Consider the following 13,457-nt stretch of genomic DNA (forward strand, 5'->3'; position numbering starts at 1 on the left):
CGATCTTGATTGGCCGCATTGCGCCTGCCGCGCTATGCTGTCCATTCCCGCCACCTCTTTTCCATTCCCAAGGAGTCTGCTCACGCAGCATCGCTGCTGGCCTCCGGCGGGCTGAACGATGTCAGGAGCCTTTTCATGGATCATCTCAAGACACAGGGCATCAGCATGCCCAAGCTCGGCCTCGGGACCTTCCGCATGCAGGGCGATGCCTGCCGCGCGGCAGTCGAGAGCGCGCTGTCGATCGGCTATCGCCATATCGATACCGCCGAGATGTACGGCAACGAAGAATCGATCGGCGCCGCGCTCGCCGCGGCCCGGCTGCCCCGGGGCGAGCTGCACGTCACGACGAAAGTCTGGCACGAGAACCTCAGCCCCGACGCCATTCGCCGCGTTTTCGACGCCAGCCTGAAGAAGCTGCGGCTCGACCATGTCGAGCTCTATCTCGTGCACTGGCCGTCCAAGGCGGCGAACTGGGGCGCGGTGTTCGAGACCTTGATGAAGCTGAAGGAGGAGGGGCGCACGCGGGCGATCGGCGTCGCCAACTTCACCACGGCGCTGCTGAAGATCGCGGTCGAGGACATTAAGGCGCCGATCGCCTGCAATCAGATCGAATATCACGCCATGCTCGATCAATCGAAGGTGCTGGCCTATCTCAACGCCAAATCGATCCCGCTGGTGGCCTATTGCCCGTTGGCACAGGGGCGCGCCGCCTCCGATCCGGTGCTGGCCGAGATCGGCGCGAGGCACAATGCAACCGCCGCGCAGGTCGCGCTGAAATGGCTGCTCGACCAGGACGGTGTCGCCGCGATCCCGAAAGCCTCACGCCGAGAGAGCCAGCAGGCCAATCTCGACGCGCTGAAGATCACCCTCGATGATGCCGACCGCAACAAGATCGCCGCGCTGCCGAAGGACAGGCGCTGCGTCAATCCCGGCTTCGCGCCGGCATGGGACTGACCTCGCCGAACGTTTCGTGCAAGCAAAGAAATGGCCCCGCGAGGGGCCATTTCCATATTGCGTTGCGCATTAGTCCCAATGATGGCGGTGACCACGCTTGATCACGACGACGCGGTCGCGATGGCGCCAGCCGCGATGCCAGCCGTGATCGCGATGCATGCCGTATTCGGCGCGGGCACCATACATGCCGTGATGATGACCTCCGCGCTTGATCACCACCGTCTCCGCGCTGGCGAGCGTCGGCAGTGCAACCGCGAGCGCGCCGACAGCGGCAAGCACATAACCAAACTTCTTCATGATGTCCTCCTCCAATGGAATGCAAATCTAAACGGCGCATTCGCGGGAACGTTCCGGAGGAATCGCAGGAGATTTCTGAACGCCTGTTCAGGTGGGTTAATCGCAGCGCTGTTGTGCAGGTGTTGGCGCGCCGGTCGCGACGTATTTGCCGTCCCTGATCGTGTACTCGCCGCGCTCGCTGCGATTGTAGATTGCGCGCAAGCTGCCTTGCTTCGAAAGGAGCAGGCCAAACTCGCGCGTCTGCTGCAGCGATGGGAAGTACACCATCACATTGAGCATGCCGTCGGCGCTGACCGTCGCCGATACCACTTCGTTTTCGTCCTTGGTCTCGCCGAAATTGCGCCGGTACATCACCCTTCCGTCCTTGCGGATCTCGTAAATCAAGAGCGCGCCCTTGTCGCGGTCGGGCCGGACCGCGCAGTCGATCGCCCATGAGCCGAGCAGACCCCATTGCTCAACGGTCGCCGCGAGCGACTCGGCACCAGCCGCCGGCTCGAACGCAACCCACAGCACTGCTGCCGCGATCCAGCGGTTCAAACAACGCCTCATGTTCTGAAAAGCCCCACCTCCGAATGATTCCGAACTGTAGCATCCTGCGAGCAATCGTCCACGCTGACCGCCAATCGCGCGCGAATTTGATCCGCGTCAATGAGGCCGGCCGCTTCCGGGGTAGGATGGCGCTCCCGAAGGCGAAATTGGATAGACCGATGCTGAATCAAGTCAGGGATTTCGCAGGCGAGGTGCTGCCCGGGAGCTGCGCCGTGCCGCCTTATTCCGAGAGCGCGTTTCTGGCCGAGCTGGGCGACCGCTTGAAGTCCTCACGCATGCGCTGCGTCCTGTCGCGGCGGGAGCTTGCCCGCCGCTCCGGGATTTCCGAGCGCTACATCGCCCAGATCGAGGCCGGCAAGGGCAACGTCTCGATCGTGCTGCTGCTGCGGCTGGCCTCCGCGATCCACGGCAGCCAGCCTCAGATCGTCTGAAGGCTCAGGCTCGCTTCTCCACATTGGCGCTGCGGGCCGGCACGCCGAACTCCTTGCGGCAGATCTCGGCTAGCACGGCGACGCCCTCGCGGATCTGCTGATGCGAGGGGCTCGCAAAGCACAGCCGCAGTCGCGATCTGGAGTGGGTTTTGTCGGTCGACCATTCCGGCCCCGGATTGATCGAGACGCCGGCGGCAAGCGCGGCCTGATACAGCTTTAGCGTATCCACCTGATCGGGCAGCTTCACCCACAGGAAGATGCCGCCCTTGGGCTCCTCGAACTCGGCTGCCGTCCCGAACTGCTCGTTGACGGCCTCCATCAGCGTGTCGAGCTTGGTGCGTAGCGCCTTGGTCAGCGCCGGCACGTGGGTCGAGAAATACGGCTTGCAATAGGCAGCGAGCACCATCTGCTCCAACGCGCCGGAGCCGGCGTCCGTCTTCAGCGCCAGCATCCGCGACATCACATCCCAGGGCGCGACGATGAAGCCGACGCGCAGCGCGGGCGCGATCGACTTCGAGAACGAGCCGATATGGATCACGCCGCCGTTCGGGCTCATCGCATAAATCGCCGGCGGCCGCTGCCCTGACCAGACCAGATCGGCATAGCAATCGTCCTCGAAGATCGGCACGCCGTAGTCCGCTGACAGCCGCAACAGCTCGGTGCGGCGGCCCTCCGGCATGATGCTGCCGGTCGGGTTCTGCACGGTCGGAATGGTGTAGATGTATTTCGGCCGGATGCCGCGGCCCTTGAGGTCGGCCAGCGTCGTGGCCAGCACGTCAATGCGCATGCCGTCCTTGTCGAGGGGAATGCCAATCACGTTGACCCCGAGCCGCGCCAGGCGGGTCAGCGAGCCCTGATAGCTATCCTGCTCGAAGATCACGGTATCGCCGCGCGTCAGCAGCGTGGCGTTGACGAGGTCCAGTGCCTGCAGCGAGCCGGACACGATCAGGAGGTCGTCGACCGTGCAGTTGATGCCGGCATCGCGCTTGAGTTTTGTCACCAGGAATTCGCGCAAGGGCAGATAGCCCTGGGGACCATGTGCCAGCCCGTAAGTGGCGAGCGAGCGGCCTTCGCGTTGCAGAGCCAGGTTGGCCGCCTCGATCAGATGATCGAGCGGCACCTGCTCGGAGTCGTTATTGCCGCCGACAAAACTGTATTTGGCAAGGCCCGTCCAGCGCGCAGAGGGGGCCGGCAGCCCTGCGGGAAACAGGGGCGCAAAATCGAAGCTGGACGTCATTGGAGCGTTCCTCGTTCTATTCTTGTCAGGCTGCCGGCTTTGCGCCGGTCAGTCATGCTTCTTGCTTATTTCTTGCCGACCGTCCGGGTCGGACGGCCCTGGCTGATGAAAGCGTAATGCGCATTGGCGACGCCGCCAACCATCAAGGCCTCGACGGCAGGCTCGGCGATCTCGCTTGTTGCGGCCCAATCGACGAGGAAATTGGCTCCGGTCCCGCCGCGTACGTCGTCGGTCGGAATGAAGATCGAGACGGTGGCGAGGGGCTTCAACGCGACGGGTGCCTTCAGATAGCTCTCGACCTGCTTGCCCGCGGTGTCGAAATAGGCGATGCGTTTGACCACCAGTGCTTGCGTCTCGGAGGCGTTGTGCACGCTCAGGGTCACCGAGAAGTCGACGCGCAGCTTGCCCTGGCTCATCGCGACGCTGGAATAGGCGGGCACGTAGAACCCGCCGGAGACGGCGAGTTCTTCTTTTGGCAGTGCGGTGAGGGAATCGGCAAAGCTTTGTTCGATATTGACCTTGGATTGAGCGAACGCGGGCACGGAGCAGGCGAGGGGGCATAGCAGCATTGCAATGGCGAGCCCCATCCGCATGTGACGAATTGCTCGCTTGCCGCGCCGCACTCGATCACTAGGGTGCGGCAAAACGGACCAATCTGGCATGCACGAGCTCATTCGCGACATCACTCTCTGTATCCTGTTTGCCTGGATGCTGGGCCTGCTTGCCCACTTCTCCAGGCAACCGCTGATCCTGGCCTACCTTATCGCGGGCTTCTGTATTGGTCCATTTGGCGCCGGCTGGGTCAAGTCGCAGGAATCGATCAGCGTCATCTCCGAACTCGGCCTGATCTTCATGCTGTTCATGATCGGCTTGGAGATCGACCTGAAGAAGATCGTGCGGGCGGGAAAGGTCATCCTGTTCGCGGCGGGCGGCCAGCTCCTCGGCGGCTGCCTGCTCGGGGCGCTGTTCTTCGTCGGCATCGGCCTGTCGCTCGGTGGGGGCCAGTTCGACGCGGTTTATCTCTGCGTCGCCTGCGCGCTGTCGAGCACCGTCATCATCGTCAAGGTGCTCTACGAGAAGCGCGAGCTCGACACGCTGCCGGGCCGCATCACCCTCGGCGTGCTGGTGCTCCAGGACATCTTCGCGATCCTGTTCCTGGCGGTGCAGCCGAGCCTCGCCAATCTGGAAATCAGCGTCATCCTGCTCTCGATCGGCCGCGTCGCCGTGCTGGTCGCCGCGGCACTGCTGGTGAGCCGCTACGTGCTGCCGCGCCTGTTTCACCAGATCGCCCGCCGCCCCGAGCTGATCCTGCTCGGCGCGCTCGCCTGGTGCTTCCTGGTCGCCGAGACCGCCGAGCGGCTGTCGCTGTCGCGCGAGATGGGCGCCCTGATCGCCGGCGTCTCGCTCTCGACCTTTCCCTACGCGCTCGACGTCACGGCCAAGGTCACGACGCTTCGCGATTTCTTCATCACGCTGTTCTTCGTCGCGCTCGGCATGACCATTCCCGTGCCCGGCCTCTCCGTGATCGGGCTTGCCCTGATGATCGCGGCGTTCACGGTGGTGAGCCGCCTCGTCACCACCTTCGTCCCGCTCTATCTAATGAAGCAGGGCCTGCGCGCCAGCCTGTTGCCGGCCCTGAATCTCGCGCAGATCTCCGAGTTCTCGCTGGTGGTGATCCAGACCGGCGTGGCCGACCATCACATCGCAGCCCAGACGGCGAATGCGGCCTCCTTCGCCTTCGTGGTGCTGGCGGTGCTCTCGACCTTCGTGATGACCCGCAGCGATGAGATCACCCGCTGGGCAATCGGTCCCCTGAAGCGGATCGGCCTGCGCGATCTCGACCACGGCAATGGCCAAGGCGAGGAAGGGCACGAAGGCCATGGCGAGGCGCGCCGCATCGTCATCCTCGGCTTTTTCCGTGCGGCGAGCGCGCTGCTGGCCGAGATCGAACGGCAGGCACCGGTGCTGCTCGAGCAGATCACCGTGATCGACTTCAACCCCAATGTGTACCAGACGCTGCTTTCGCGCGGCCTGCATGTGATCTATGGCGATATCAGCAGCGCCGACACGCTGCTCCATGCCGGCGTCGGCAAGTCCGAGATGATCATCCTCAGCGTACCGGATGCGCTTCTGAAGGGGGCCAGCAACGAGAAGCTGGTCCGCCACGTCCGCACCCTCAACCCGACCGCCATGATCATTGCCACGGCCGATCTGTTGTCGGATGTGGACGAACTCTACGCGGCTGGCGCCAGCTATGTCACCGTGACCCGGCTCAGCGACGCCCACGAGTTGTTCACGGTGATCGAGGCCGCCCAAGCCGGCCTGTTGGCCGACAAGCGTGCCGAACTCGATCAGCGGCTTGGCGAGCGGCGCGAGGTGCTGCCCTGACCGCGCCAGGCCCGCTTCTCACCGGGGCTTTTCCGCGCCCATATCTCTGGAATGCCCGGTGCAAGCCGCCCGTCGGGCAGGGCTGCGGTCCGGCATATGGGTTGCGCCGGGGACACTAGCGCCCCGGCCCAAGTCCGGCTAAGCCTCCGGGCCATAACCGATAGAGATTGGGAAATGCCGGATAACGTCCAGGAAGTCTTGCAGGCCTTTGCCCGGGGTGAGCTCGTGGTCGTCACCGACGACGATGACCGCGAGGGCGAGGGTGATCTGATCGTCGCCGCCTCGTTCTGCACCGCCGAGAAGATGGCATTCATCATCCGCCACACCTCCGGCATCGTTTGCGCGCCGATCACCACCGAAGATGCGCGCCGCCTGCGGCTCGATCCGATGGTGGCCCACAACGATTCCGCGCACACCACCGCATTCACGGTCTCGATCGACTACAAGCCCGACGGCGGCACCGGCATCTCGGCCGAGGAGCGCGCCTCGTGCTGCCGCGCACTGTCCAATCCCAACGCCGGTGCCAACGATTTCGCCCGTCCCGGCCACATCTTCCCGCTGATCGCCAAGGACGGCGGCGTGCTGCTGCGCTCCGGCCATACCGAGGCCGCGGTCGATCTGTGCAAGCTCTCCGGCCTGCCGCCGGTCGGCGTCATCAGCGAGTTGATGAATGACGACGGCAGCGTAATGAAGGGCGAGCAGGTCGCCCGCTTCGCCGCCCAGCACAAGCTCAAGCACGTCACCATCGCCGACATGATCGCCTACCGCCAGGTGCGCGAGAAGCTGATCGAGCGGGTCTCGACCTTCGTCACCGAAAGCCCGATCGGGCCGCTTCAGGGCTATGCCTACCGCTCGCCGTTCGATTCCATCGCCCACGTCGCCTTCGTCTATAACGGCGTCGGCGACGGCAAGAACGTCCTGACACGCTTCCACAAGCCGAACATCGTCAAGGACATCTTCACCGGCCACAAGCGCATGGCGGCGGTGCTCGAGCACTTCAAGACATCGGGCCGTGGCGTTCTGGTCTATCTGCGCGACGGTGCTGCCGGTGTCCCCGTGGCGCCGCTGCCCGATGAGAGCGCGACCGAGGCTGACCGCAACCGGCAGTGGCGTGAAGTCGGCGTCGGTGCACAAATCCTGCGCGATCTCGGCGTCACCTCGATCCGGCATCTCACCTCCTCCGTGCACGACTACAAGGGTCTTTCGGGCTTCGGCATCGAGATCGTCGCCAACGAGCTGCTCGAAAGCTAGCGCTGTCATCCCGGGGTGCGCGAAGCGCATCCCCCGAGGCGCGCCTCGCAGGTCCCCGGGATTCACGCAGACCCGATCATCTGCAACGCAATTGCACTTGTTGCCGCGGCGCTTTACGTTGTCGGGCAAATTTTGACGGAACCAGACGAAAGGACGTTTCATGACCGCGCGCCCTCAGGCCAAGGACAAGCCGGCTTCGGCTTCTTTCCAGTGGGACGATCCGTTCCTGCTCGACGAGCAGCTCACCGAAGACGAGCGCATGGTGCGCGACACCGCGCGCGCCTACGCCCAGGACAAGCTGCTGCCGCGCGTCGCCAAGGCCTATCTCGAAGAGAAGACGGATCGCGAGATCTTCAACGAGATGGGCGAACTCGGCCTGATCGGCATCACGTTGCCGGAGGAATATGGCTGCGCCAATGCAGGCTATGTCGCCTATGGTCTGGTCGCGCGCGAAATCGAACGGGTCGATTCCGGCTACCGCTCGATGAACTCGGTACAGTCGTCGCTGGTGATGTATCCGATCTACGCCTATGGCGACGAGAACCAGCGCAAGAAGTACCTGCCGAAGCTCGCCAGTGGCGAGTGGGTCGGCTGCTTCGGGCTGACCGAGCCTGACGCCGGCTCCGATCCGGCCGGCATGAAAACCCGCGCCGAGAAGGTTTCGGACGGCTATCGCCTGACCGGCAGCAAGATGTGGATCTCGAACGCGCCGATCGCCGACGTGTTCGTGGTCTGGGCCAAGTCGGCCGCGCACGACAACCAGATCCGCGGCTTCGTGCTGGAGAAGGGCATGAAGGGCCTGTCGGCACCGAAGATCGGCGGCAAGCTGTCGCTTCGCGCCTCCATCACCGGCGAGGTCGTGATGGACGGCGTCGTGGTTCCGGAAGACGCGCTGCTGCCCAACGTCTCCGGCCTGAAGGGCCCGTTCGGCTGCCTCAACCGCGCCCGCTACGGTATTTCCTGGGGCGTGCTCGGCGCGGCCGAGGACTGCATGCACCGCGCCCGCCAGTACACGCTCGACCGCAAGCAGTTCGGCAAGCCGCTCGCTGCGACCCAGCTCGTGCAGAAGAAGCTCGCGGACATGCAGACCGAAATCGCGCTGGGCCTTCAGGGCTCGCTCCGCGTCGGCCGCCTGATGGACGAGGGCAAGTTCGCGCCCGAGATGATCTCGATCATGAAGCGCAACAATTGCGGCAAGGCGCTCGACATCGCCCGCGTCGCGCGCGACATGCACGGCGGCAACGGCATCTCGATCGAGTATCACGTGATGCGCCACGTCCATAACCTCGAGACCGTCAACACCTACGAGGGCACCCACGACGTCCACGCCCTGATCCTGGGCCGCGCGATCACGGGTATTCAGGCGTTTTTCTAGGCACGTATTCCGTGGCCGTCGTTTTGCTCAGCTGTCATCGTCCGCGAAAGCGGACGATCCAGTATCCCAGAGACCTCGCCTTCGCCACCGGCGCCACGGCGTACTGGATACCCCGCCTTCGCGGGGTATGACGGCGAGGGTTGGGGCTGCAGTGCACAGGAAGTCCCATGTCCGACAACGACGACGTCCCGTTCAACCGCGAGTTTCCGCTGAAGCCCGGCATCGTCGAGGAGGTCCGCCCCGGTGTGCGGCGCGTGCTCTGTAACAATCCGAGCCCGTTCACTTTCACCGGCACGGTCAGCTACATCGTGGGCCGAGGCAATGTCGCGATCATCGATCCCGGTCCGGACGACGAGGCGCATGCGGCGGCGCTGCTCGATGCTGTCAGCGGCGAGACGGTGAGCCATATCTTCGTCACCCACACCCACCGCGACCATTCGCCGAACACCGCGCGGATCAAGCGGGCGACCGGCGCGGCTGTTTACGCCGAAGGCCCGCACCGCGCCTCGCGCCCGCGTTTCGAGAGCGAGAAGCACAACCCGGAATCCGGCGCCGATCGCGACTTCGCGCCCGATATCAGGATCGCCCATGGCGACGTGGTCGAAGGCGACGGCTGGCGGCTCGAGGCCGTGGCGACACCTGGCCATACCGCCAATCACCTTGCGTTTGCCTGGCCCGAGCGGAAATTCAACTTCGTCGGCGATCACGTGATGGGTTGGTCGACCTCGATCGTAGCGCCGCCCGACGGCTCGATGATCGACTACATGGAATCGCTGGATCGTCTCGCCGCGCGCAAGGAGGATGTGTATTTCTCCGGCCACGGCCCCGAAATTCCGGACGGTCCGCGCTTCGTGCGCTTCCTGATCCGTCATCGCAAGGCGCGCGAGGCCTCCATCCTGCACCGCCTTGCCAAGGGCGAGACCGATATCCCGACCATGGTCCGGGCGATCTATATCGGCATCGATCCAAGGCTCACCACCGCGGCGGGCTACTCCGTGCTGGCGCATCTGGAGGATCTGGTCGCCCGCGGCGTGGTGGCGACGGATGGCGATCCCGTGATCGGCGGGACCTATCGGATGGCGAACGCCTAGCGTTCCGTCACTTCTTCACAGTTTTCGCCGGCGCCTTCGGCGGCGCCACCGGCGTCTTCTTCACCGGCTTGAGTGCGTCGGCATCGGCGGCGGTGTTGAGATCGTCGATGAATTTCTTCACGCGCGCGGCGTTGCTGCCGAGGTCGCTCTCGAAATAGCGCGAGGCGGAGCGGATATCGACGCGGGAATCCTCGCCGTCGGGCACGACGCGGATCGCGATGTCCTCGCGGAACCCCATGATCGGCGAGCGCGCCACCGCCTCGATGCGGCCGATGCGGCGCGGCGGCTGCGGCGCGCGCTCGTCGATGACAAGCCATTTGCGCTTGTTGACCAGCTGAAGCGCGATCGCATAGGCGCGGTCGACTGAAATCTCGAGCTCGATCGGCTCGATATCGGGATAGAATTGACGCTGCTGCTCGGCCGAATAGAGGCCGGCATACACAGCGGTATTGGCACCATCGCCGGTGCGCAGGCGGGCCAGCGCGTCGAAGCGCGGCGGGTCGATCGGGTCGGTGGTGATGTCGTGGATCGCCGGCAGCTTGCGGTATTGCAGGCCGAGATAGGCGGGATAGGCGAGGATCGCGCCGTCGATCAGGAAGGCAAGCAGGATGCGCGCCATGCCGCGCGAGCCGTTCTGCCAGATCGCGGCAAAGCCGGCGAGCCCGAACAGGATCGAGAGCGCCGCAATCCCGAGCCCGCCGAAGAAGGTCGCGAGTGCCGGCTTCATCTCCAGGAAGCCGAACCGGACGATGATGATCGAGACCACCACCGCCACCACCGCGAACACGGCCAGATTGCGCGCCCAGCTCGCGAGACTGGACACGGGCTCCGACTGATAGGGAGCGGAAAACCTGCGGGCCATCGGGTGAGCTCTGCCGGGGTCTTGAGGGCGATGCCGGCCGATCGGGCACGACGATGGGCCGTTGAGACCACGGCTCCGAGGCAAATTCAAGGGTTCCCGGGATGTTACGGCCTGTCATTCCGGGTTCGATGACGTTGGCATCGCCCGGAATGACGGTGTTTGGTTTGGCCGCCTACGCCGCCGCGTTCGGGAAGCGGTATTCTTTGAACTGGTCGCGCAGCGCGGTCTTCAGGATCTTGCCCGTCGCCGTGTGGGGGATGCCGTCGACGAAGGCAACGTCGTCAGGCATCCACCATTTGGCGATCTTGCCGTCCATGAACTTCAGGATGTCCTCGCGGCTGGCCTGCTGGCCCTGCTTGAGCTGCACGATCAGCAGCGGACGCTCGTCCCATTTGGGATGGAACACGCCGATCACGGCGGCTTCCGCCACGGCGGGATGGCCGACGGCGAGGTTTTCCAGCTCGATCGAGGAGATCCACTCGCCCCCGGACTTGATCACGTCTTTGGAGCGGTCGGTGATCCGCATGTAGCCGGCTTCGTCGATGGTCGCGACGTCTCCGGTATCGAAGAAGCCGTCCTCGTCGAGAATATCAGTGTCGACCCGGTAATAAGCCTTGGCGACGGCCGGGCCGGCGACCTTGAGGCGGCCGAAGGTCGTGCCGTCCCACGGCAATTCCTTGCCGGCATCGTCGGTGATCTTCATCTCGACGGCGAACGGCGCATAGCCCTGCATCTGGAGCACGTCGAGCCGGGCCTCGCCGGTCGCGTTCTGGAACGGCGGCTTCAGCGCCGCGACGCTGCCGATCGGGCTCATCTCGGTCATGCCCCAAGCGTGGCGGACGTTCGAGCCCATGTCGAGGAAGGCCTTGATCATCGAGCGCGGCATCGCCGAGCCGCCGCAGATCACCATCTTCAGGTCCGGCAGCTTCAGATTGTTGGCGGTCATGTGCTGGAGCAGCATCAGCCACACCGTGGGCACGCCGGCGGTATGCGTCACCCTCTCGGTCGAGAGCAGCTCATAGACCGAGGCGCCGTCGAGCTTGGCGCCGGGCATGACGAGCTTGGTACCCTGCGAGGGCGCGGAGAAGGCGATGCCCCAGCTGTTGGCGTGGAAGAGCGGCACCACGGGAAGCATGGTCTCGGAGGCGCTGGTACCGAGCGCGTCGACATTGTTGGCCATCAGCGCGTGCAGCACGTTGGAACGATGCGAATACAGCACGCCCTTGGGGTCGCCGGTGGTGCCTGATGTGTAGCACATCGCGGCCGCCGTGTTCTCGTCAAAGTCCTTCCATTTAAACTTGCCGTCGGCCTCCGCAATCCAGTCCTCGTAGGCGACCACGTTCTTCAGCGTCGTCTGCGGCATGTGCGCCTTGTCGGTGAGCACGACGTAGCGTTCCACGCTTGTCAGCTTGTCGGCGATCTTCTCCAGGACCGGAATGAACGTGATGTCGGTCATCACGATGCGGTCCTGCGCATGGTTGATGATCCAGGCAATCTGCTCGGGGAAAAGGCGGGGATTGACGGTATGGCAGATGGCGCCGATCCCCATGATGCCGTACCAGACCTCGAGATGGCGCCAGGTGTTCCAGGCAATCGTTGCGACACGGTCACCGAGCTTGATGCCGTCGCGCTCCAGCATCTGCGAGACCTTGAGCGCCCGCTTGTGGATATCGGCATAGGTGGTGCGATGGATCGGCCCCTCGACCGATCGCGTCACGACCTCCTGCTTGCCATGAATCTTGGCGGCGTGTTCGATGATCCGGTGGCAGAGCAGGGGCCAGTCTTGCATCAAACCAAGCATTCCGTCGTTCCTCCGAGAAGCCGCTGGGCGGATTGTCGCTCTCAGCGTTGGGCCAAAGAATTGTCATGAGTCTTAGCCTGCCCGCCTTTCGCCGCAAATGGTCTTGTCGCGGCTATATGTCCGTCGGCGCGGCAATGGTTACCGTCGTGCTCGGGTTCGCGGATGGGGCGGAGGCGCGCAAAAAATATGGGTCCCCGCTGGACATCTTTGGTATTGCTGCACCACGGCCGCGCGCGACGGTTCATTCCGAAAATGTCTCTGGCAAGATCCCGCTCCCGAGGCCTCGCCCCGAGGAGGCCCCCAAGGCCTCAGCCAAGGCATCGGACGAGTCTCCTTCGGAGACCGACGACAAGCCTTCCGCGGACAAACCTGGCGCCCCGAAGCCCGCCGAGGCGGCGCCGCCGCCCGAGAAGCAGGCCTCGGCGTGCCGCCTCGCGCTGACCGAGGAGATCGCGATCGCGCCCTCGATTCCGGATATCCGCGGGCCGGGCGCCTGCGGCGGTGAGGATCTGGTGCGGCTCGAAGCCATCGTGCTGCCGGACAAGCGCAAGGTGGCGGTCAAGCCGGCGGCGATCCTCCGCTGCACCATGGCGTCCGCAATCGCCGATTGGGTGCGCAAGGACGTGGTGCCGCTGGCCGCGAGCCTCGGCTCGACCATCAGCGATCTCGACAATTTCGACAGCTTCGAGTGCCGCGGCCGCAACCGCGTTGTCGGCGCCATGCTGTCCGAGCACGGCAAGGCCAACGCGATCGACGTGCGCGCCATCAAGCTCGCCAACGGGCAGTCGATCGGCCTGACCGACCGCACCATGCCGCGCGAGGTGCGCGAGCGCGTGCTGCATTCGGTCTGCTCGCGCTTTTCGACCGTGCTCGGCCCCGGCTCGGATTGGTACCACGAGGACCATATCCATCTCGACCTCGCGCAGCGGCGCAACGACTATCGGATATGTCAGTGGAACGTCTGGGATCCCCTGCCGCAGGTTGCCCCGCTCCTGCCGGCGGAACGGCCCGAGGAGGCGCCGCCGCGTGAGGTCGCGGCCAAACCCGAAGCGAAGCCCGAGGCCAAACCCGAAGCCAAGCAGGGAGTTAATGACGAGGCGGCGGAGAAATCTCCTGCGCCCGCGGACAAGCCTGCGGCCGATGGCAATAAAACCCAGCCGCACAAGCCGGCAACAAAAAAGCGCCGGTGAAACCGGCGCTTTTGAATGTCTGAGATCAGGA

At 64.5% G+C, this 13,457-nt stretch carries 13 protein-coding genes; 7 read left to right on the forward strand and 6 right to left on the reverse strand.

The features are described 5' to 3' along the window. Nucleotides 1-135 precede the first annotated feature (135 nt). Nucleotides 136-954 carry an aldo/keto reductase gene (locus tag N551_RS0121925; protein WP_027568695.1) on the forward strand — a complete coding sequence of 273 codons (819 nt, stop codon included), beginning with the start codon at nucleotides 136-138 and terminating at the stop codon, nucleotides 952-954. A gap of 69 nt (nucleotides 955-1,023) precedes the next feature. Here the strand turns inward: N551_RS0121925 and N551_RS0121930 are convergent, their stop codons facing one another. Together N551_RS0121930 and N551_RS0121935 are read right to left on the reverse strand one after the other, a co-directional pair. Next, entirely contained in the window at nucleotides 1,024-1,251 is a 228-nt protein-coding gene (locus tag N551_RS0121930; RefSeq protein WP_027516531.1) for a hypothetical protein, read from the reverse strand. A gap of 96 nt (nucleotides 1,252-1,347) precedes the next feature. Beyond that, complete coding sequence (locus tag N551_RS0121935; RefSeq protein ID WP_027568696.1) at nucleotides 1,348-1,800, reverse strand: hypothetical protein; 453 nt, start codon at nucleotides 1,798-1,800, stop codon at nucleotides 1,348-1,350. Nucleotides 1,801-1,958: 158 nt separating this feature from the next. Between N551_RS0121935 and N551_RS0121940 the strand changes: the two genes are divergently transcribed. Then, nucleotides 1,959-2,231: a helix-turn-helix domain-containing protein gene (locus N551_RS0121940; protein ID WP_018456224.1), complete on the forward strand. Its 273-nt coding sequence runs from the start codon at nucleotides 1,959-1,961 to the stop codon at nucleotides 2,229-2,231. Nucleotides 2,232-2,235: 4 nt separating this feature from the next. Here N551_RS0121940 and N551_RS0121945 read toward each other — a convergent pair whose 3' ends face one another. Then, nucleotides 2,236-3,468, reverse strand: coding sequence for a PLP-dependent aminotransferase family protein (locus N551_RS0121945; RefSeq protein WP_027568697.1), 1,233 nt, complete (start codon nucleotides 3,466-3,468; stop codon nucleotides 2,236-2,238). Nucleotides 3,469-3,533: 65 nt separating this feature from the next. After that, nucleotides 3,534-4,061 carry a DUF3124 domain-containing protein gene (locus tag N551_RS0121950; protein ID WP_027568698.1) on the reverse strand — a complete coding sequence of 176 codons (528 nt, stop codon included), beginning with the start codon at nucleotides 4,059-4,061 and terminating at the stop codon, nucleotides 3,534-3,536. 67 nt (nucleotides 4,062-4,128) lie between these two features. Here N551_RS0121950 and N551_RS0121955 point away from each other — a divergent pair, with 67 nt between their 5' ends. The 4 genes from N551_RS0121955 (at nucleotide 4,129) to N551_RS0121970 (ending at nucleotide 9,573) form a co-directional block, all read left to right on the forward strand. Next, the gene (locus N551_RS0121955) at nucleotides 4,129-5,856 is read left to right on the forward strand and encodes a cation:proton antiporter (RefSeq protein ID WP_027568699.1); all 1,728 of its coding nucleotides are present in this window, start codon (nucleotides 4,129-4,131) and stop codon (nucleotides 5,854-5,856) included. A gap of 174 nt (nucleotides 5,857-6,030) precedes the next feature. Next, nucleotides 6,031-7,107 (forward strand): 3,4-dihydroxy-2-butanone-4-phosphate synthase, encoded by a 1,077-nt coding sequence (ribB, locus tag N551_RS0121960; RefSeq protein WP_027568700.1) that lies wholly within the window; start codon nucleotides 6,031-6,033, stop codon nucleotides 7,105-7,107. A 160-nt stretch (nucleotides 7,108-7,267) separates the two neighbouring features. Beyond that, nucleotides 7,268-8,482, forward strand: coding sequence for an acyl-CoA dehydrogenase (locus tag N551_RS0121965; RefSeq protein WP_007594720.1), 1,215 nt, complete (start codon nucleotides 7,268-7,270; stop codon nucleotides 8,480-8,482). Nucleotides 8,483-8,649: 167 nt separating this feature from the next. After that, nucleotides 8,650-9,573 (forward strand): MBL fold metallo-hydrolase, encoded by a 924-nt coding sequence (locus N551_RS0121970; RefSeq protein ID WP_027568701.1) that lies wholly within the window; start codon nucleotides 8,650-8,652, stop codon nucleotides 9,571-9,573. A gap of 7 nt (nucleotides 9,574-9,580) precedes the next feature. Here the strand turns inward: N551_RS0121970 and N551_RS0121975 are convergent, their stop codons facing one another. Then, nucleotides 9,581-10,435 carry a DUF1499 domain-containing protein gene (locus N551_RS0121975; protein ID WP_007594716.1) on the reverse strand — a complete coding sequence of 285 codons (855 nt, stop codon included), beginning with the start codon at nucleotides 10,433-10,435 and terminating at the stop codon, nucleotides 9,581-9,583. A gap of 172 nt (nucleotides 10,436-10,607) precedes the next feature. After that, nucleotides 10,608-12,236: a fatty-acid--CoA ligase gene (locus N551_RS0121980; RefSeq protein ID WP_027568702.1), complete on the reverse strand. Its 1,629-nt coding sequence runs from the start codon at nucleotides 12,234-12,236 to the stop codon at nucleotides 10,608-10,610. Nucleotides 12,237-12,301: 65 nt separating this feature from the next. Here N551_RS0121980 and N551_RS0121985 point away from each other — a divergent pair, with 65 nt between their 5' ends. Continuing rightward, the gene (locus N551_RS0121985) at nucleotides 12,302-13,426 is read left to right on the forward strand and encodes an extensin family protein (RefSeq protein ID WP_027568703.1); all 1,125 of its coding nucleotides are present in this window, start codon (nucleotides 12,302-12,304) and stop codon (nucleotides 13,424-13,426) included. The last annotated feature ends 31 nt before the right edge of the window (nucleotides 13,427-13,457 follow it).

The sequence above is a fragment of the Bradyrhizobium sp. URHA0013 genome (assembly GCF_000518345.1).
Lineage (GTDB): Bacteria > Pseudomonadota > Alphaproteobacteria > Rhizobiales > Xanthobacteraceae > Bradyrhizobium.